Origin of the sequence: Methylocystis sp. H62 (assembly GCF_015709515.1) — a bacterium.
GTDB lineage: Bacteria > Pseudomonadota > Alphaproteobacteria > Rhizobiales > Beijerinckiaceae > Methylocystis.
In genome coordinates this window covers 77,822-97,706 of record NZ_JADNQZ010000059.1, presented here as the reverse complement: position 1 = coordinate 97,706, position 19,885 = coordinate 77,822, and the positions used below count along the sequence as shown (strand labels likewise).

The following is a 19,885-nucleotide window of genomic DNA, read 5'->3' as shown; positions in this document are numbered from 1 at the left end:
CGCGTTTCAAAGGCTCGGCCGCGCGAGTTCGGCCGCGCAAGTTTGGCGAAGATTCTGCCCGTTATATTTCGCGATCTTCGGGCGCGAACTCATTTCGACATGCCGCCCAGCACGCCGCGCAGAATTTGGCGCGCGATCTGTGTTCCGGCGGACCGCGCCGCCGATTGAATCGCGGCGCGCGCCGCAAGTTCCGCGGTCGACATGCGCTTCTTGTCGCCCTTGCCAAAAATGCCGCCCAATATGCCGCCGAGCGCGCCGAGCAGACCGCCGCCCGCGCCGCTTCCAGCCTCGTCCTTGCCGGCGCCCTTGGCGCGCGCCTGCAGCATTTCGAATGCGGATTCGCGATCGACCATCGTGTCGTATTTTCCCCCGAAGGCGCTCGCGGCCATCACGGCCTTCCGCTCCTGCGGCGATATCGGTCCCACGCGGGCGGACGGCGGCGCGATCAACGTGCGTTCGACGACTTCGGGCGTTCCCTTGGCGTCGAGCATCGACACCAGCGCTTCGCCGACTCCAAGCTGCATGATCGCCTCGGCTTCCTCGAGGGCGCGATTGTCGCGAAAGGTCTCCGCGGCGGCGCGCACCGCCTTCTGATCGCGAGGCGTGAAGGCGCGCAGCACATGTTGAATGCGATTGCCGAGCTGGCCCAGAACCGTGTCCGGCACGTCGAGCGGATTTTGCGTGATGAAATAGACGCCGACGCCTTTGGACCGGATCAGGCGCACGACCTGCTCGATCGCGGACAGCAGCGCCTTCGGCGCGTCGCTGAAGAGAAGATGCGCCTCGTCGAAGAAGAACACGAGCTTCGGCTTTTCGAGATCGCCCACTTCCGGCAGGGCTTCGAACAGCTCGGAAAGCATCCAAAGAAGGAAGGTCGCGTAGAGGCGCGGCGCGCGCATGACTTTGTCTGCGGCGAGAATATTGATCACGCCGCGGCCGTCGCGATCGACTCGCAGGAAATCCATGATGTCGAGCGCCGGCTCGCCGAAGAAGTTTGCGCCGCCTTGCGTCTCCAGCACCAACAGCTGCCGCTGAATGGCGCCGACGCTCGCGGGCGCCACATTTCCGTATTTCTGTTTGTAGGCTGCGGCGTTCTCCGCAACATGCGCGAGCATCGCCCGCAAATCCTTCAAATCGAGCAGCAACATGCCCTGCTCGTCCGCAACCCTGAAAACGACATTCAGAACGCCCTCTTGGACGTCGTTCAAATCGAGCAGGCGCGACAGAAGCAGCGGCCCCATTTCCGAGATCGACGCCCGAACCGGGTGTCCCTGTTCGCCAAAAACGTCCCAGAAGGCGACGGGAAACCGATCGGGTTCGTAGAGAACGCCAATCTCCTTGGCGCGTGCGACGAAGGCCGACTTGCCTTCGCCCGGCTGCGACAGACCCGCAAGATCGCCTTTGACGTCGGCGAGAAAGACGCAGGTTCCGGCGTTCGAGAAGCCTTCGGCGAGCAGCTGCAGCGAAACGGTTTTGCCGCCGCCGGTGGCGCCCGCGATCAAGCCATGGCGATTGCCAAGCGCGAGCAGAAGGTAGTGGCACGCGCGTGGTTTTCCGTCCGCTACGCTTGCGCCGACGAGGATTTTGCCGGGAACGGCGCCTGAAGTTTCGCTCATGGTTAAAGCGCTTTCACAGATCGGGAATCGCGATTGCGCGAAGCTACACCATCGGCGCGGGACACGCATGTCCGTCCCGTTCGGCGCAGTCTGGGCGCGACAGCGCTTGGCGAATGCAAAAGGGCGGGATAAGTTCCCGCCGGGAGAGGGTCCAATGAAGCTACGCTTGGCGATGATCGGCGTCGTCGCCGCCGCCGGCGTCGCGCAGGCGGTCGGCGCGACGAAGCCGCGAACGGCGCCGGCGAAGCTGGCGCAAACCGTCGATCTGGAGAACCAGCGTCCCGTGCCGCTGAAAAGCTTCGAGATCGTCATGGCGGCAAAAGACAAGACGACGCCGGAAGCCATCGTCGGGAAGCTTGATCAGCCGCTGGCCGCCGGAGGCCGCACGCGGTTTCCGATCACCGGCGCCAGAGGTTGCCGCTTTGAGGCGCGTTGGGCGTTCGACGACGCCAAGGATTCAGGCGACGTGGACTTATGCAATGACGCCCATATAGTTTTCGCGGATTAATCCTATTCGCGGTCCGCTCAGCGGACCGGCTGCGGCGCGCGCCGCCCATGACAACAATCAGGAAACGCACGATGGCCAACGGATCGAAGGGTGGCGCAAAGGGAGTCAAGCGCGGCGCAAAGGGCGCACAGTCCACAAGCGGACTAGGAATTTCGAGGCCGCTGCTGATCGGCGTCGGCGCTGTCTTCGCGCTCATCTTCGGCGCCTTTGTCTACTTCACCAGCGGCAAGCCCACGACGTCGACGGAAACCATCGGCGGACCTTTTCAGCTCACCGCGCATACCGGGCAGCCGGTGACAGAGCAGGATTTCCTCGGACGCCCCTTCCTCGTCTTCTTCGGCTATACGCACTGTCCCGATATTTGTCACACCACGCTCTTCGAGATGTCGGAGATCTTGCGGGCGATGGGGCCGGACGCGAAAGTCGGCGCGCTGTTCGTCACCGTCGATCCGGAACGAGACACGCCCGAAGCTCTCAAAGATTATCTCTCCAATTTCGATCCGCGCATCATCGGCGTCACCGGTTCGCGCGCGTCGCTCGATCCCGTGTTGCGGGAATATCGCATCTTCTCTAAGCGTGCGCCCGGCAAAGACGAGGACTATTCCGTCGACCACACCACTGTCGTCTATCTGATGGACAAGAACGGCCGCTTTGTAAGCCCGTTCAACGTGGCGCGGCGCCCCGCCGAAGCCGCGCGTGAGCTTGAACGCCATCTGTAGCGCGCACAGTCGCCTGCATCGCAGAGCGCGCAAAAAAGCAACGCAAGGGAAATATTTTCATCAAGCCGCAATTTTGGAACTCGCGACTCATATGGCCTTTGCGCTAGCATGAGCGTTATGCTTCGACTCCTGCGCCAAGGACCGACGCCGACTGGCGGCGCGTCAATTCTCACATTGGTCCACGCCGGCGAAACAATTCTCGTCGCTTTGCGTCGGTCACAGAATGCGCGGCGATTCACTTTGCGCGTGCGCTTCGCCGCACGCGATGCGGTGTTGACGATGCCGCAGCGGGCGTCATTGCGCGATGCGCGAGATTTCGCTCAGCGCCACGCCGCCTGGATCGCTTCGCGTCTCGACAGGCTTCCCGCAACCATCCCCTTCGCGCATGGTTCGGTCGCGCCTCTTCGCGGCGTCGATCATGTGATCGCCCATCATCCGGACCGCCGGGGGGTCACCTGGATCGAGCCAAGAGACGACGCCGAGGCTCCCTTCGCGCTTTGCGTCGCGGGTCAGACCGAACATGTGCACCGCCGCGTTCAGGACCACCTGAAGCGGGAGGCGCGACGCGACCTTGAAGAGGCGGTCGCCCGCCATACCGGCGCACTCAGTCTGCCGCCCCGCGGCGTAAGCCTGCGCGATCCGATCAGCCGATGGGGATCATGTTCGGCCTCCGGCTCGCTGAATTTTTCCTGGCGGCTGATCATGGCGCCGCCGTTCGTCCTCGATTACCTCGCCGCCCATGAGGTCGCGCATCTCGTGCATCTCGACCATTCGTCGCGATTTTGGACGCTGACGCGGCGGCTCTGCGCCGACACGGATCACGCCGAAGCCTGGCTCTCCGCCCATGGCGCGCATCTCCATAAATACGGAGCCAAGGCGCGATGATCGACCGCCGCGCCCTGCTCGGACTCGCCCTGCTCCTGCCCCTGCAGCAAGCCGCGTCGGCGCTGGCCGAAGAGCCACGCAAACGCTTGCTCGTTCTCGATTTCGAGCTGGTCGACACGTCAAACGAGCCTGTCGACCAAAGCGCCGAACATGCAAAGCGACTGGCGCGGGCGCGTGACGACATCGGCGCGGGACTCGCCGCGCGGGGCGTCTATGACGTCGTCGACCGGGCTCCCATCGCCGCGGATCTCGACGCGATCTTGAAACAGACCTACATTCGCACCTGCAACGGCTGCGAGTTGACGCTTGCGCGCAAGGCCGGCGCCGATCTCGTTCTGACGGGCGTCGTCAATAAGGTCAGCACGCTGATTCTCAGCATGGGCGTTTCAATCGCGCGCGTCTCGACGAGCGAACTGATCTATCATCAGGGGTTCGATTTTCGCGGCGACAATGATCAATCCTGGGCGCGCGCGACGAAATTCTTCGTCGATCGCATCGCCCGCGATCCGCTGAATTGAACCAAGGAGGCCCGTATGAGCCAGAGCGCTGGCTGTGAGCCGACGGCGACGTCGCGCCCGCCCTGGTCTATGGTGGCGCAAGCCCGCGCGCGCGGCGCCTTGCTCGACGCCCTCGTGCGGCGGGCGCAGGCGCTGCCGCCCATCCGCATGGGCGTCATCCATCCTTGTGACGCGCGCTCGGTCGAAGGCGCGATCGCCGCGCGCGACAAAGGGCTGATCGTCCCGACTCTTATCGGACCGCGGGCGAAGATCGAGGCGGCCGCGCGCGCGAGCGGGGTTTCGCTCGAAGGCGTCGAGATCGTCGACGCGCCACACAGCCACGCCGCCGCCGATCAGGCGGTGGAGCTCGTGCGCCGCGGCCGGCTGCACGCGCTGATGAAAGGCGCGCTGCATACGGACGAACTGATGACCGCGGTCATACGCGACGGCGCCGGGCTGCGCACGGACCGGCGGATCAGCCATGTCTTTGTGATCGACGCGCCGTATTATCATAAGTTGCTGCTCGTCACCGACGCCGCGATCAACATTGCGCCGACGCTCGACACCAAGCGCGACATCGTGCGCAACGCCGTCGATCTCGCGCATGCGATCGGCATCGAGCGTCCCAAAGTGGCGCTGCTTTCTGCGGTGGAGACCGTCGAGGGGAAAATCCCGTCGACCATCGAGGCGGCGGCGCTCTGCAAGATGGCCGACCGCGGCCAGATCGCCGGCGCCGCGCTTGACGGACCGCTGGCCTTCGACAACGCCATCTCGCGCGAAGCGGCCGACGCCAAGCACATTGAGTCCGAGGTCGCCGGCGACGCGGACATTCTGGTCGCGCCCGATCTCGAGGCGGGCAATATTTTGGCGAAGCAGCTCGTGTTCCTGGGCGGCGCCGACACGGCGGGGCTGGTCCTCGGCGCCCGCGTCCCGATCGTGCTGACGAGCCGCGCCGACGACGTCGATTCGCGCGTCGTCTCTTCGGCGCTGGCGCAGATTTTTACGCATCGGCCGCGCGCCGCGCCGTAGAGCGCGCTGCGAAAAAGTGGGACCCGGTTTTTCGCGCAAAGCGCGCGCGCCCAAATGCTGCGTGATCTGGCGTTCTCGACAGAACGCCCCCCGCGTGGCAGAACGCGGCGCAAGATTTCCCGAAAAGGGCGGCTGACCTTCGCCCGCATGCTTCGAGACGGCTCCTTCGGAGCCTCCTCAGCATGAGGGCGCAAGCGGCGCGCTTTACGTTTCCCTCATCCTGAGGAGCCCGCGGAGCGGGCGTCTCGAAGGACGAGGAAACGTCCACATTAGAAACCAATATGACCGACCTCGCCAAACTCGAAGATGACACGCTGCGCCAGATCGACGAGGCCGCCGACGAGGCGGCGCTTGAAGCCGTGCGCCTCGCCTCGCTCGGCAAGAAGGGCGCGATTTCGGCGCTGCTCGCAACGCTCGGAAAAATGTCGCCCGAGGAGCGCAAGACCGAGGGCGCGAAGATCAACGCGCTGAAAGACAAGGCGGCCGGGGCGATCGCCGCGCGACGCGAACAGCTTGCGGAAGCGGCTTTGGCGGCGCGCCTTACGGCCGAGACGCTCGATATGACGCTGCCTGCGCCGGCGGGTGCGCTGGAGCGCGGTCGCATCCATCCGATTTCCCAGGTCACGGACGAGCTCTCGATCATCTTCGCCGACATGGGCTTCGCTGTCGCCGAGGGGCCGGACATCGAGAGCGACGATTATAATTTCACCAGGCTCAACTTCCCCGAGGGGCATCCGGCGCGGGAGATGCAGGACACGTTCTTTCTGACCGCCGAGTCAGGAGAGAAACGGCTGCTGCGGACCCATACGAGCCCGGTCCAGGTGCGCACCATGCTGTCGCAGACGCCGCCGATCCGAGTCATCTGCCCTGGCCGGGTCTATCGCTGCGACTTCGACCAGACGCATACGCCGATGTTCCATCAGATCGAAGGACTCGTCATCGATGAGACGACGCATCTTGGGCATCTCAAATGGACGCTCGAAGAATTTTTAAGGAGCTTCTTCGAAGTGAAGGGCGTCAAGCTGCGCTTTCGACCCTCCTTCTTCCCCTTCACCGAACCCTCGATGGAGGTCGATGTTCAGTGCCGGCGCCAGGGCGGCGAAATCCGCTTCGGCGAGGGCGAGGACTGGATGGAGATCCTGGGCTGCGGCATGGTGCACCCAAACGTGCTGAGAAACTGCGGCATCGATCCGGACCGTTATCAGGGCTTCGCCTTCGGCGTCGGCGTCGACCGGCTGGCCATGCTGAAATATGGCATGTCGGATCTGCGCGCCTTCTTCGACGCGGACACGCGCTGGCTGGAGCATTATGGTTTCAGGCCGCTCGACTTCCCGACGCTCGCCGGCGGGTTGAGCAGCTAACGACAATCCCTCCGCGTCATGGCCGGACTTGTCCCGGCCATCCACGTAACGCCGAACAGTAATAGAGACACGAAACCAGAATGGCGCCGCTCACTTTCATTATTCCGCAGCCTCACGGCGTGGATGCCCGCGACAAGCGCGGGCATGACGAGCCCTTGGCGCCGGCGCTCGACAACTTCAAAGTTCTCAACAAATGAAACTCACCCTCTCCTGGCTCAAGGAACATCTCGACACGTCGGCCTCGCTGAGCGAGATCGTCGAGACGCTGACGCGCATCGGCCTTGAGGTCGAACATGTGCACGACCCCGCCGCGCAGCTGAAAGATTTCACCATCGCGCGGGTGATCGAGGCGAAACCGCATCCGAACGCCGATCGTTTGCGGGTCTGTATGGTCGACACGGGGAGCGGCGCGCCGGTGCAGGTCGTCTGCGGCGCGCCCAACGCCCGCACCGGCATGAAGAGCGTTTTTTCAGCCCCCGGCACATTCATTCCCGGAAAGAAGATCACGCTCGGCAAGGGCGTCATCCGCGGCGTCGAGTCGCTCGGCATGCTGTGCTCTGCAGCCGAACTCGAACTTTCCAACGACCATGAAGGCATCATCGATCTGCCGGAAGACGCGCCGGTCGGCGCCGTCTATGCGCAGTGGGCCGGGCTCGACGATCCGATCATAGAGATCAATCTGACGCCCAATCGCCCCGACGCCGCCGGCGTCTACGGCATCGCGCGCGACCTCGCGGCGGCGGGCCTCGGCGTCCTCAAGAACAAAGACATTGCGCCAGTCGAGGGCAAGTTCCCCTGCCCTGTCGGCGTGACGCTCGACTTCGCGCAGGAAGACAAGCATCTCGCGCCCTTCTTCGGCCTGCGCCTGGTGCGCGGCGTCAAAAACGGACCCAGCCCGGCCTGGCTGCAGGCGCGCTTACGCGAAATCGGCCTTCGCCCGATCAACGCGCTGGTCGACATCACCAATTTTCTGACCTTCGATCGCGCGCGCCCGCTGCACGTCTTCGACGCGAAAAAGGTGAAGGGCGATCTCGTCGTGCGCCTTGCGCGAAAAGGCGAGAGCCTGCACGCGCTCGACGGGCGGACATACGAACTCGACGAGAGCATGGTCGTCATCTGCGACGAGGCCGGACCGGAATCGCTTGCGGGCGTGATGGGCGGCGAGGCCTCCGGCTGCGATGACTCGACGACCGACGTGCTGATCGAAACCGCGCTCTGGGACCCGATGAATATCGCGCACACCGGCCGCAAGCTCGGCATTGTCACCGACGCGCGCTACCGTTTTGAGCGCGGCGTCGATCCGGCCTTTGCGCTGCCGGGGATCGAACTTGCGACGCAGCTCGTGCTGGAATTCTGCGGCGGCGAGCCGTCCGAACTCACGCTTGCGGGCGAGCTGCCGCTGCTCTCGCGCGCGATCAATTTCCCCTGGAGCGAAACCAAGCGGCTCACGGGCCTCGACGCGCCGCGTGAAGACGCGGCGAAGATTCTCGAGCGCCTCGGCTTCAGCGTCGAGAGCGCCGGCGCCGACGTCGCCCATGTCGCCGCGCCAAGCTGGCGTCCGGACATCGAGAGCAAGGCCGACATCGTCGAGGAAATCGTGCGGATGATCGGCGTCGACAATGTGCCCTCGACGCCGCTGCCGCGCGCCGAGGGCGTCGCGCCGCCCGTCCTGACCGTGATGCAGAAGCGCGCCCGCAACGCGCGCCGTGCGCTCGCCGGCCAGGGCCTCGTCGAGGCGGTGACCTGGTCCTTCGTCTCCAAGGAGCAGGCGGAGGCGTTTGGCGGCGGCAAGCCGTCGCTGGCGCTCGCCAATCCGATCGCCGCCGATCTTTCCGACATGCGGCCGAGCCTGTTGCCGGGCCTTGTCGCGGCCGCCGGCCGCAACGCCGCGCGCGGGCTTGGCGATCAGAACCTGTTCGAAGTCGGCCAGATCTTTTTCGACGCCACCGAGACCGGCCAGCGCCTCGCGGCGGCGGGCGTGCGGCGCGGACTCGCCGGAGCCGGGCGACACTGGTCAGCGCCGGCGCGGGAGGCTGGCGCTTTCGACGCCAAGACCGACGCCATGGCGTTGCTGAATGCGCTCGGCGTCGCGACCGGCGGATTGCAGATGGTTCCTGGCGGCCCGCCATGGTTTCACCCCGGCCGCTCGGCGACGCTGCAATTCGGACCGAAGAACATCGTCGGCCATTTCGGCGAACTGCACCCGCGCGCGTTGAAAATCATGGATGTCGAGGGGCCGGTGGCGGCTTTCGAGATCATTCTCGACGCGCTCCCCGCACCCAAGGCGAAGCCGACGAAGATCAAGCCAAAGCTCGATATTTCGGATCTTCAGCCGGTTTCGCGCGATTTCGCCTTTATCGTCGATCGCACGGCGGCGGCCGGCGATCTGGCAAAGGCGGCGCAGGGCGCTGATCGGACTCTGATCGCCGATGTCGCCGTCTTCGACGTCTATGAAGGCAAGGGCGTCCCCGAGGGCAAAAAATCGATCGGTCTCGCCGTCACCCTGCAGCCGCGCGAAAAGACCCTGACCGACGCGGAGATCGAGGCGGTGGCCCAGAAGATCGTGGCGGAGGCGCAAAAAAAATGCGGCGCGGCGCTGAGAGGATGATTAACCGTTATTTCACAGCGAGCCGTCATTGCGAGCGAAGCGAAGCAATCCAGCGCTTTGAGGCCGCCCCTGGATTGCTTTGTCGCTGCGCTCCTCGCAATGACGCGCGCATTTTTGGCGCCGTGTTCTTCGCCGCGTCGCTCCTCCTCGCCAGCCCCGCGCTCGCCGCGCCGCGAAGCATCGACGATTGCGAAGCGATCAAGGAAGCCGACGGCTACAACCGCTGCCTCGCCTCCTTCGGGCCGACGCGCGGCCAGCATGGGGCGACCTATCCCGGCGTCGCCGCCGAAGGCGGCCACAGCGGGAAAGCTTCGAACCGCAGCGCCTCTCGCCCGCCGTCTCGCTCTGGCGGCGCGCGGCTTTCCGCCAGCCGGGGCGGCCGCGTTCGGATGGAGTTCACGCCGGGCCGGCGGTAACGCCGCTGAACAGGGTGAGAAACATCGTTTTTCCCCTTGGCAAACTCCTCTACTCCCCTTAAATAGACGATCCGGGGCTGGCCAATCGACCTGCGGCCCCGTTTTCAGTTTTGAGCTTCCGCCTCGACTCAAGTCCATACAGGGCTTAGGAAAAGGCGGTGGATAGGCCGGCGGACCCGGGGGTTCTCCCTCGTGTCCCGTCCGGCCATGTCCTGTCCGAGACTGCCGGCGCACGCAAGGGGTTCTTACCCTGTAGCGGCTCAATCGGCCAAAGGGAAGGCGGAGCGATCCGTCGTCTTAAAGGCGGCCTGCACAGACGGGGAAACCGGAATTTTAGAGGCCGCAAACGGGCTTCCCGCGTGCGTCCTTCGAATTTGGTTCGCGCCCCTTCAACCGCCGCGGCGTTGCGCCGTGACGGGGACAGGATCTACGGCGTCGCTCGCCTCAAGCGAGCGGCATGTCGCAACCGGCGGGATTTCCCGCCAGTAGAGAGAGCAACCGTGGACAGAGCGGAGAAAAAGGAAGCGGTCGCGGCGTTACGCGAAGTCTTTTCGAAGACCGGCGTCGTCGTCGTCGCTCACTACTCCGGCCTGACCGTGGCCCAGCTGCAAAACCTGCGCAAGCAGGCCCGCAATGCTGGCGCGACGGTCCAGGTCGCGAAGAACCGCCTCGCCAAGATCGCTCTCGATGGCGCCGACGTCGCCTCTATCGCGCCCCTGCTCAAGGGGCCGACCCTGATCGCCTATTCGGACGATCCGGTGGCGGCGCCGAAAGTCGCCGTGGCCTTCGCCAAGGACAACAACAAGTTTGTCATCCTGGGCGGCGCCATGGGCAAGACTGCTCTGAATCCGGACAGCGTCAAGTCGCTTGCGACGATGCCGTCCCTCGACGAACTGCGCGCCAAGCTCGTGGGCCTCATCCAGGCGCCCGCGACCAAGATCGCTCAGCTCTCGACCGCGCCAGCCGCCAAGCTCGCGCGCGTCTTCGGAGCCTACGCCAATCGAGACGCGGCCTAAGAGGCCGACAACCAGACAAACCAAATTCAAAGGACGCAACAAATGGCAAATCTTGAAAAGATCGTCGAAGACCTCTCGGCGCTGACCGTCCTCGAGGCGGCTGAACTCGCGAAGCTCCTCGAGGAGAAGTGGGGCGTTTCCGCTGCCGCCGCCGTCGCCGTCGCCGCCGCTCCGGGCGCCGCCGCCGCTGCGCCGGTCGTGGAGGAGAAAACCGAGTTCAACGTGATCCTGGCCGCGACCGGCGAGAAGAAGATCGAGGTCATCAAGGAGGTCCGCGCGATCACCGGCCTCGGCCTGAAGGAAGCCAAGGACCTGGTCGAAGGCGCGCCCAAGCCCGTCAAGGAAGGCGTGAACAAGGACGAGGCCGAGAAGATCAAGGCCGCCCTCGAAAAGGTCGGCGCCAAGGTCGAACTCAAGTAATTCCTCCGCCGCCTTTGGCGGCGTTGCGATTGTCGCAGCCCCGGCGCGCCGGGGCTGCGGCCAATGAACAAAAGGCGCTCACGGCCGCGGGAACCCGCCGCAAGACGAGCGCCTGACGGGCAAGGACCTCTCGCAGCGGGACGGTCGGCTCAACGAAGAAAGAGGCTCGAAAAGCGACATGGCTCAGACGTCGGCGAGAAAGTTCACCGGTCGCAAGCGCATCCGCAAATTCTTCGGACATATCCGCGAAGCGGCGGAAATGCCGAATCTGATCGAGGTCCAAAAGGCCTCCTATGATCAGTTCCTTCTTGTCGACGAGCCCAAAGGCGGCCGTCCCGACGAGGGGTTGCAGTCTGTCTTCAAGTCCGTCTTTCCGATCTCCGACTTCGCGCAGGTCTCTCTGCTCGAATTCGTGCGCTACGAGTTCGAGCAGCCGAAATATGACGTCGACGAGTGCCGCCAGCGCGGCATGACCTACGCTGCGCCGCTCAAAGTGACGCTGCGCCTCATCGTGTTCGATGTCGATCCCGATACGCAGGCGAAGTCGGTCAAGGACATCAAGGAGCAGGACGTCTACATGGGCGACATGCCCTTCATGACGTCGAACGGCACCTTCGTCGTCAACGGCACCGAGCGCGTCATCGTCTCGCAGATGCATCGCTCGCCGGGCGTGTTCTTCGACCACGACAAGGGCAAAAGCCATTCTTCGGGCAAGCTGCTGTTCGCCGCCCGCATCATTCCCTATCGCGGATCCTGGCTCGACATCGAGTTCGACGCCAAGGACATCGTCTATGCGCGCATCGACCGCCGCCGCAAGATTCCGGTGACGTCGCTCCTGTTCGCGCTCGGCCTCGACGGCGAAGAGATTCTGTCGACGTTTTACAAGACCATCATGTACACGCAGGACGGCGAAAACTGGCGCATGCCGTTCGACGCCGAGCGCATCAAGGGCGTGAAGGCTGTCGCCGATATGGTCGACGCCGACACCGGCCAGGTGATTCTCGAAGCCGGCAAGAAGCTCGCCGTGCGCGCCGCGCGCCAACTCGCCGAGAAGGGCGTGAAGGCGATCCGCGTCGCGCCCGAAGAGCTCTACGGCCAATATCTCGCGCAGGACCTCTTCGACCCCGCCACCGGCGAGATCTTCGCCGAAGCGGGCGAAGAGATCACCGTGAAGACGCTGCCGCTGCTGATCGAAAAAGGCTTCGACGAGCTGCCGGTGCTCGACATCGACCACATCAATATCGGGCCGTACATCCGCAATACGCTCGCGGTCGACAAGAACTCGATCCGCGAAGAAGCGCTGTTCGACATCTATCGCGTCATGCGCCCGGGCGAGCCGCCGACGATGGACACGGCGGAAAACATGTTCCACTCGCTGTTCTTCGATCCCGAGCGCTATGATCTCTCGGCCGTCGGCCGCGTGAAGATGAACATGCGCCTCGATCTCGACGCGCCGGACACGACGCGGACGCTGCGGCGCGAGGATATCCTCGCGGTCGTCAAGGCGCTCGTCGATCTGCGCGATGGTCGCGGCGAAATCGACGACATCGACCATCTCGGCAATCGCCGCGTGCGTTCGGTCGGCGAGCTGATGGAGAATCAGTATCGCCTCGGCCTGCTGCGCATGGAGCGCGCGATCAAGGAGCGCATGTCGTCGGTCGATATCGACACGGTCATGCCGCAGGACCTGATCAACGCCAAGCCGGCGGCCGCCGCCGTGCGCGAGTTCTTCGGTTCGTCGCAGCTGTCGCAGTTCATGGACCAGACCAATCCGCTGTCGGAGATCACGCATAAGCGTCGTCTCTCGGCGCTTGGCCCGGGCGGACTCACCCGTGAAAGGGCGGGCTTCGAGGTGCGCGACGTGCATCCGACGCATTACGGCCGCATCTGTCCGATCGAGACGCCGGAAGGTCCGAACATCGGCCTGATCAATTCGCTCGCGACCTTCGCCCGCGTCAACAAATACGGCTTCATCGAAGCGCCGTATCGCCGCGTGCGCGACAGCAAGGTGACCGGCGAAGTCGCCTATCTGTCGGCGATGGAGGAGGCGAAATATCACGTCGCTCAGGCGAACGCGCAAGTCGACAAGGACGGCAATCTGACGGAAGACCTCGTGCTCTGCCGTCACGCCGGCGACGTCATGCTCGTGCCGCGCGAGAAGGTCGACGCGATGGACGTGTCGCCCAAGCAGCTCGTGTCGGTGGCCGCGGCGCTGATTCCGTTCCTCGAGAACGATGACGCCAACCGCGCGCTGATGGGCTCGAACATGCAGCGCCAGGCCGTGCCGCTCGTCAAGGCCGACGCGCCGCTCGTCGGCACCGGCATGGAGGCGATCGTGGCGCGCGACTCCGGCGCCGCCATCTCGGCGCGCCGGACCGGCGTGGTCGATCAGATCGACGCGACCCGTATCGTCATCCGCGCGACCGAAGAACTTGATCCGGGCAAGCCCGGCGTCGACATCTATCGGCTGATGAAGTTCCAGCGCTCGAACCAGTCGACCTGCATCAACCAGAAGCCGCTCGTTCGCGTCGGCGATCTTGTGGTGAAGGGCGACATCATCGCCGACGGTCCGTCGACCGACCTTGGCGATCTGGCGCTCGGGCGCAATGTGCTCGTCGCCTTCATGCCTTGGAACGGCTACAACTTCGAGGACTCGATCCTCCTGAACGAGCGCATCGTCAAGGACGACGTGTTCACCTCCATTCACATCGATGAATTCGAGGTGATGGCGCGCGACACGAAGCTCGGTCCGGAAGAAATCACCCGCGATATTCCCAACGTCTCGGAAGAGACGCTGAAGAATCTCGACGAGGCGGGCATCGTCTATATCGGCGCCGAAGTGCAGGCGGGCGACATTCTCGTCGGCAAGATCACGCCCAAGGGCGAAAGCCCGATGACGCCGGAAGAGAAGCTTCTGCGCGCCATCTTCGGCGAAAAGGCCTCCGACGTGCGCGACACGTCGCTGCGCGTGCCGCCGGGCGTTCAGGGAACGATCGTCGAGGTGCGCGTCTTCAACCGCCACGGCGTCGAAAAGGACGAGCGCGCCCAGGCGATCGAACGCGAGGAGATCGAGCGTCTCGCGAAGGACCGCGACGACGAGCTCGCGATCCTGGACCGCAACGTCTATACGCGTCTGTGTGAAACGCTGATCGGCAAGGTCGGCATCGCCGGCCCGAAGTCCTTCAGGAAGGGCGAGAAGCTGACTCAGGCGATCCTCGACGAATATCCCCGCTCGCAGTGGTGGACCTTCGTCGTTGAGGACGACGCGCTGATGGCGTCGATCGAAGCCGTGCGCAAGCAATATGACGAGTCGAAGAAGGGGCTTGAAAACCGCTTCCTCGACAAGGTCGAGAAACTGCAGCGCGGCGACGAACTGCCGCCCGGCGTGATGAAGATGGTCAAGGTCTTCGTCGCGGTGAAGCGCAAGATCCAGCCCGGCGACAAAATGGCCGGCCGCCATGGCAACAAGGGCGTCGTTTCGCGCATCGTGCCGCAGGAAGACATGCCGTTCCTCGAGGACGGCACGCCTGTCGACATCGTGCTCAATCCGCTCGGCGTGCCGAGCCGGATGAACGTCGGACAGATTCTCGAGACGCATCTCGGCTGGGCCTGCGCCGGTCTCGGCAAGCAGGTCGGCCAGGCCGTCGACGCCTATTATCGCAACAAAGACGTCAAGCCTTTGCGCAAAGCGTTGACCGGAATCTACGGCGACGATCCGGAACTCGCCTCGCTCGACGATACGAGCCTCGTGGAAGTCGGCAAGGATCTGAAGCGCGGGGTTCCAATCGCGACGCCGGTGTTCGACGGCGCGCGCGAGAAGGACATCGTCGAAATGCTGGAGAAGGCGGGGCTAGCCTCGTCAGGTCAGGTGAGGCTCTTCGACGGACGCACCGGCGAAACCTTCGACCGTAAGGTGACCGTCGGCTACATCTATATGCTGAAGCTGCATCATCTCGTCGACGATAAGATCCACGCGCGCTCCATCGGCCCCTACTCGCTCGTCACCCAGCAGCCGCTGGGCGGCAAGGCGCAGTTCGGCGGTCAGCGCTTCGGCGAAATGGAGGTCTGGGCGCTCGAAGCCTATGGCGCCGCGTACACGCTGCAGGAGATGCTGACCGTGAAGTCGGACGACGTCGCCGGCCGCACCAAGGTCTATGAGTCGATCGTGCGCGGCGACGACACGTTCGAGTCGGGCATTCCAGAGAGCTTCAACGTGCTCATCAAGGAGATGCGCTCACTGGCGCTGAACGTCGAACTGACCAACGCCGAGCCGGAAGAAGAAGAAGCGCCGCCCACGGCGGCCGAGGCGGCGGAGTAATCGCATAGCGAAGCGCGCCCCTTCTCCCGCTTGCGGGAGAAGGTGTCAGGCGAAGCCTGACGGATGAGGGCTGGCGCCGCTTCTTGAAGATCGAAGCGCCCTCACCCGACCCCGCTTCGCGGGGCCACCCTCTCCCGTGAACGGGAGAGGGACGCGCAAATGGATTTAGACCGGCGGAGCGTACAAGCGCTTCCATCCCGGTCCAGGAGAAGACCATGAATCAGCAAGAGGTCATGAATCTCTTCAATCCGGTCGTGGCGACGCAGGCCTTCGACCAGATTCAGATTTCGATCGCAAGCCCGGAGAAGATTCTTTCCTGGTCTTACGGCGAGATCAAAAAGCCCGAGACGATCAACTACCGCACGTTCAAGCCCGAGCGCGACGGTCTGTTCTGCGCGCGCATCTTCGGTCCGATCAAGGACTATGAATGCCTGTGCGGCAAATATAAGCGGATGAAATACAAGGGCGTCATTTGCGAGAAGTGCGGCGTCGAGGTCACCCTCGCGCGCGTGCGGCGTGACCGCATGGGCCACATCTCGCTCGCCGCGCCCGTCGCCCACATCTGGTTTTTGAAGTCGCTGCCCTCGCGCATCGGCCTGTTGCTCGACATGACGCTCAAGGATCTTGAGCGCATCCTCTACTTCGAGTCGTATATCGTCCTCGACGCGGGCCTGACGCCGCTCAAAGAGCGTCAGTTGCTGTCGGAAGACGAATATATGCGCGCGCAGGACGAATATGGCCAAGACACGTTCACGGCCATGATCGGCGCGGAAGCGATCCGCAAACTTCTTGAGTCGATGGACCTGGAAGGGATCGCCGCGTCGCTGCGCATCGAGATCTCCGAAGCGAAGACCGAGCTCAAGCCCAAGAAGCTGGCGAAGCGCCTCAAGATCATCGAAGCTTTCCTGCAGTCGGGCAATCGCCCCGAATGGATGATCCTCAAGGAAGTTCCGGTCATTCCGCCGGATCTGCGTCCGCTCGTGCCGCTGGACGGCGGCCGCTTCGCGACCTCGGATTTGAACGATCTCTACCGCCGCGTCATCAACCGCAATAATCGTCTGAAGCGGCTGATCGAATTGCGCGCGCCGGACATCATCATCCGTAACGAGAAGCGCATGTTGCAGGAGGCCGTCGACGCGCTGTTCGACAACGGCCGCCGCGGACGCGTGATCACGGGCGCCAACAAGCGTCCGCTGAAGTCGCTCGCCGACATGCTGAAGGGCAAGCAGGGCCGCTTCCGTCAGAACCTGCTCGGCAAGCGCGTCGATTATTCCGGCCGCTCGGTGATCGTCGTCGGTCCCGAGCTGAAGCTGCATCAGTGCGGCCTGCCGAAGAAGATGGCGCTCGAGCTGTTCAAGCCCTTCATCTATTCGCGTCTCGACGCCAAGGGCTATTCGGCGACCGTCAAGCAGGCGAAGAAGCTCGTCGAAAAGGAAAAGCCGGAAGTCTGGGACATCCTCGACGAGGTCATTCGCGAGCATCCGGTGCTGCTGAATCGCGCGCCGACCCTGCACCGTCTCGGCATTCAGGCGTTCGAGCCCGTGCTGATCGAGGGCAAGGCGATCCAGCTGCATCCGCTCGTCTGCGCCGCCTTCAACGCCGACTTCGACGGCGACCAGATGGCCGTCCACGTGCCGCTGTCGCTTGAAGCGCAGCTCGAAGCGCGCGTGCTGATGATGTCGACGAACAACATTTTGCACCCGGCCAATGGTCAGCCGATCATCGTGCCGTCGCAGGATATCGTTCTCGGACTCTATTATCTCACGCTTGAGCGCGACGGCGAACCCGGACAGGGGATGGCGTTCGCGAGCCAGGGCGAGATCGAGCACGCGATCGCCGCCAAGGCGGTCACGCTCCACACCAAGATCAAGGGCCGCGCCTGGACCTATGATGAGAAGGGCAAGCGCGTATCGAAGATTTTCGACACGACGCCCGGCCGCATGATCCTCGGCCAGCTCATGCCGAGGCACGACAAGATTCCCTTCGACGTCGTCAACAGACTGATGACCAAGAAGGAAATCTCGAACATGATCGACACCGTCTACCGCAACTGCGGTCAGAAGGAGACGGTCATCTTCTGCGATCGCATCATGTCGCTTGGCTTCCGCGAAGCCTTCAAGGCGGGCATCTCCTTCGGCAAGGACGACATGGTCGTGCCGGAAAACAAGGAGGCGATCGTCTCCGAGACGCGCGCGGCGGCCAAGGAGTACGAGCAGCAGTATAATGACGGCCTGATCACCCAGGGCGAAAAATACAACAAGGTCGTCGACGCCTGGATGAAGTGCACCGACAAGCTCGCCGAAGAGATGATGCAGCGCATCTCGTCCGTGAGCAAGGACGAGCATGGCCGCGACATGCCGATCAACTCGATCTATATGATGTCGCATTCCGGCGCGCGCGGCTCGCCGCAGCAGATGAAGCAGCTTGCGGCGATGCGCGGACTGATGGCCAAGCCCTCGGGCGAGATCATCGAGAGCCCGATCATCTCGAACTTCAAGGAGGGCCTCACCGTCCTTGAATACTTCAACTCCACCCACGGCGCCCGCAAGGGTCTCGCCGACACGGCGTTGAAGACGGCGAACTCGGGCTATCTCACGCGACGCCTCGTTGACGTCGCGCAGGATTCGATCATCTCGTCGACCGACTGCGGCTCCCAGAACGGCATCCGCATGCGCGCGATCATCGACGCGGGACAGGTCGTCGCCTCGTTGACGTCGCGCATCCTCGGCCGCACCGCGGCGGAGCCTCTGATGTCGCAGGACGGCAAGACCGTGATCGTGCCCGCCGGCGAGATGATCCAGGAGCAGCACATCGACGCGATCAACGCCGCCGGCATTCAGGAGGTGAAGATCCGCTCGGTCCTGACCTGCGAGGCCAAGAACGGCGTCTGCGGCAAATGCTATGGACGCGATCTCGCGCGCGGCACGCCCGTCAATATGGGCGAAGCCGTCGGCGTCATCGCGGCGCAGTCGATCGGCGAACCGGGCACGCAGCTCACCATGCGCACCTTCCATATCGGCGGCGCGGCGCAGCTGGCTGACCAGTCGTTCATCGAGTCGAACTTCGAGGGCAAGGTGCATGTCCGCAATCGCCATCTCGCCCTCAACTCGGATGGCGATCTCATCGTCATGGCGCGTAACGTCGCCATCGTGATCGTCGGCCCGAACGGCGAGGAGCGGGCGGTGAACCGCCTCCTCTATGGCGCCAAAATGAAGGTCGACGAGGGCGACAAGGTGAAGCGCGGCCAGCGAATGGCTGAGTGGGACCCCTACACGCGTCCGATCATCAGCGAAGTCGACGGCGTCATCGGCTTCGAGGAACTCGTCGAAGGCCAATCGATGGCGGAGACGGTCGACGAATCGACCGGCATCACCAAGCGCATGGTCATGGACTATCGCCTCAACCTGCGCTCGGCGAGCCTGAAGCCGTCGATCGTCATCAAGGCCGCCGACGGCAAGATCGTCAAACTGGCCCGCGGCGGCGACGCGCGCTACTTGCTGCCCGTCGACTCGATCATCGCCGTCGAACCCGGCGGCACGGTGAAGGCCGGCGACATTGTCGCGCGTATTTCGGTGGAGAGCGCCAAGACCCGCGACATCACCGGCGGTCTGCCGCGCGTCGCGGAGCTTTTCGAGGCGCGGCGTCCGAAGGATCACGCGATCATCGCGGAAATCTCCGGCACGGTCGCCTTCGGCAAGGACTACAAGAACAAGCAGCGCATCACCATCACGCCGACCGAGGAAGGCGCGGATCCGGTCGAGTATCTGATCCCGAAGGGCAAGCATATCCATCTTCAGGATGGCGACGTCGTCGAGAAGGGCGATTACATCGTCGACGGCAATCCGGCGCCGCATGACATTCTGGCGATCAAGGGCGTGGAGGAGCTTGCGGCTTACCTCGTCAACGAGATCCAGGAGGTCTATCGGCTGCAGGGCGTCAACATCAACGACAAGCACATCGAAGTGATCGTGCGTCAGATGTTGCAGAAGATCGATATCGTCGATCCGGGCGACACCGGCTTCCTCGAGGGCGAGCAGGTCGACAAGCTGGAGCTCGAAGAAGCGAACGCCAAGGCGCTCGAGAACGGCGGCAAGCCTGCTCACGGCACGCCGGTGCTTCTCGGCATCACCAAGGCCTCGCTGCAGACGCGGTCCTTCTTCTCGGCCGCGTCCTTCCAGGAGACGACGCGCGTCCTCACCGAGGCCGCCGTCAACGGCAAGATCGACCCGCTCGTCGGCCTCAAGGAGAACGTCATCGTTGGCCGGCTCATTCCGGCCGGCACCGGCGCGGCGATGTCCAAGTTCCGCGCCGTCGCGGGCGGGCGCGATGAACTCATCATCGAGCAGCGCGCCGAAACCGCTGAACCTGCGCCGGCGCTGCCGCCCGCGGAATGAGATCGCCTACACGCTGAGACCAAAAAGGCCGCCCCTCGCCGGGCGGCCTTTTTTGTTGGACGGATTGGAGCCGTTACACATCGAGAGTTCCCCTCGCC

Annotated in this window: 13 protein-coding genes; 12 read left to right on the top strand and 1 reads right to left on the bottom strand. The window is 63.9% G+C overall.

Features of this window, described 5'->3' with window-relative positions:
• Positions 1 to 89: 89 nt before the first annotated feature.
• Positions 90 to 1,616 carry a helicase HerA-like domain-containing protein gene (locus tag IYY11_RS19825; RefSeq protein WP_196405460.1) on the bottom strand — a complete coding sequence of 509 codons (1,527 nt, stop codon included), beginning with the start codon at positions 1,614 to 1,616 and terminating at the stop codon, positions 90 to 92.
• A gap of 154 nt (positions 1,617 to 1,770) precedes the next feature.
• On the opposite strand from IYY11_RS19825, the gene IYY11_RS19820 reads away from it, so the two are divergent.
• The 12 genes from IYY11_RS19820 (at position 1,771) to rpoC (ending at position 19,787) form a co-directional block, all read left to right on the top strand.
• On the top strand, positions 1,771 to 2,124 hold the full coding sequence (locus IYY11_RS19820; RefSeq protein ID WP_196405459.1) for a hypothetical protein: 354 nt from the start codon (positions 1,771 to 1,773) through the stop codon (positions 2,122 to 2,124).
• A 71-nt stretch (positions 2,125 to 2,195) separates the two neighbouring features.
• Positions 2,196 to 2,843, top strand: coding sequence for an SCO family protein (locus IYY11_RS19815; RefSeq protein WP_196405458.1), 648 nt, complete (start codon positions 2,196 to 2,198; stop codon positions 2,841 to 2,843).
• A gap of 117 nt (positions 2,844 to 2,960) precedes the next feature.
• Entirely contained in the window at positions 2,961 to 3,728 is a 768-nt protein-coding gene (locus tag IYY11_RS19810) for a M48 family metallopeptidase (RefSeq protein WP_196405895.1), read from the top strand.
• A complete protein-coding gene (locus IYY11_RS19805) occupies positions 3,725 to 4,246 on the top strand; it encodes a DUF3280 domain-containing protein (RefSeq protein ID WP_196405457.1) in 522 nt (173 codons plus the stop codon). The genes IYY11_RS19810 and IYY11_RS19805 overlap by 4 nt, the downstream gene beginning before the upstream one ends.
• Before the next feature lie 15 nt (positions 4,247 to 4,261).
• Entirely contained in the window at positions 4,262 to 5,254 is a 993-nt protein-coding gene (locus tag IYY11_RS19800; protein ID WP_246720123.1) for a bifunctional enoyl-CoA hydratase/phosphate acetyltransferase, read from the top strand.
• Positions 5,255 to 5,535: 281 nt separating this feature from the next.
• Positions 5,536 to 6,615: a phenylalanine--tRNA ligase subunit alpha gene (gene pheS, locus IYY11_RS19795; RefSeq protein WP_196405456.1), complete on the top strand. Its 1,080-nt coding sequence runs from the start codon at positions 5,536 to 5,538 to the stop codon at positions 6,613 to 6,615.
• Between the two features lie 193 nt (positions 6,616 to 6,808).
• A complete protein-coding gene (pheT, locus tag IYY11_RS19790) occupies positions 6,809 to 9,223 on the top strand; it encodes a phenylalanine--tRNA ligase subunit beta (protein WP_196405455.1) in 2,415 nt (804 codons plus the stop codon).
• Positions 9,224 to 9,345: 122 nt separating this feature from the next.
• Positions 9,346 to 9,639, top strand: a complete 294-nt coding sequence (locus IYY11_RS19785; protein ID WP_210331467.1) for a hypothetical protein — start codon at positions 9,346 to 9,348, stop codon at positions 9,637 to 9,639.
• 500 nt (positions 9,640 to 10,139) lie between these two features.
• On the top strand, positions 10,140 to 10,655 hold the full coding sequence (rplJ, locus tag IYY11_RS19780) for a 50S ribosomal protein L10 (RefSeq protein WP_018407366.1): 516 nt from the start codon (positions 10,140 to 10,142) through the stop codon (positions 10,653 to 10,655).
• Positions 10,656 to 10,697: 42 nt separating this feature from the next.
• Positions 10,698 to 11,075 (top strand): 50S ribosomal protein L7/L12, encoded by a 378-nt coding sequence (gene rplL, locus IYY11_RS19775; RefSeq protein WP_196405453.1) that lies wholly within the window; start codon positions 10,698 to 10,700, stop codon positions 11,073 to 11,075.
• A gap of 178 nt (positions 11,076 to 11,253) precedes the next feature.
• Positions 11,254 to 15,393, top strand: a complete 4,140-nt coding sequence (gene rpoB, locus IYY11_RS19770) for a DNA-directed RNA polymerase subunit beta (protein ID WP_196405452.1) — start codon at positions 11,254 to 11,256, stop codon at positions 15,391 to 15,393.
• 215 nt (positions 15,394 to 15,608) lie between these two features.
• The gene (rpoC, locus tag IYY11_RS19765; RefSeq protein WP_196405451.1) at positions 15,609 to 19,787 is read left to right on the top strand and encodes a DNA-directed RNA polymerase subunit beta'; all 4,179 of its coding nucleotides are present in this window, start codon (positions 15,609 to 15,611) and stop codon (positions 19,785 to 19,787) included.
• Positions 19,788 to 19,885 lie beyond the last annotated feature (98 nt).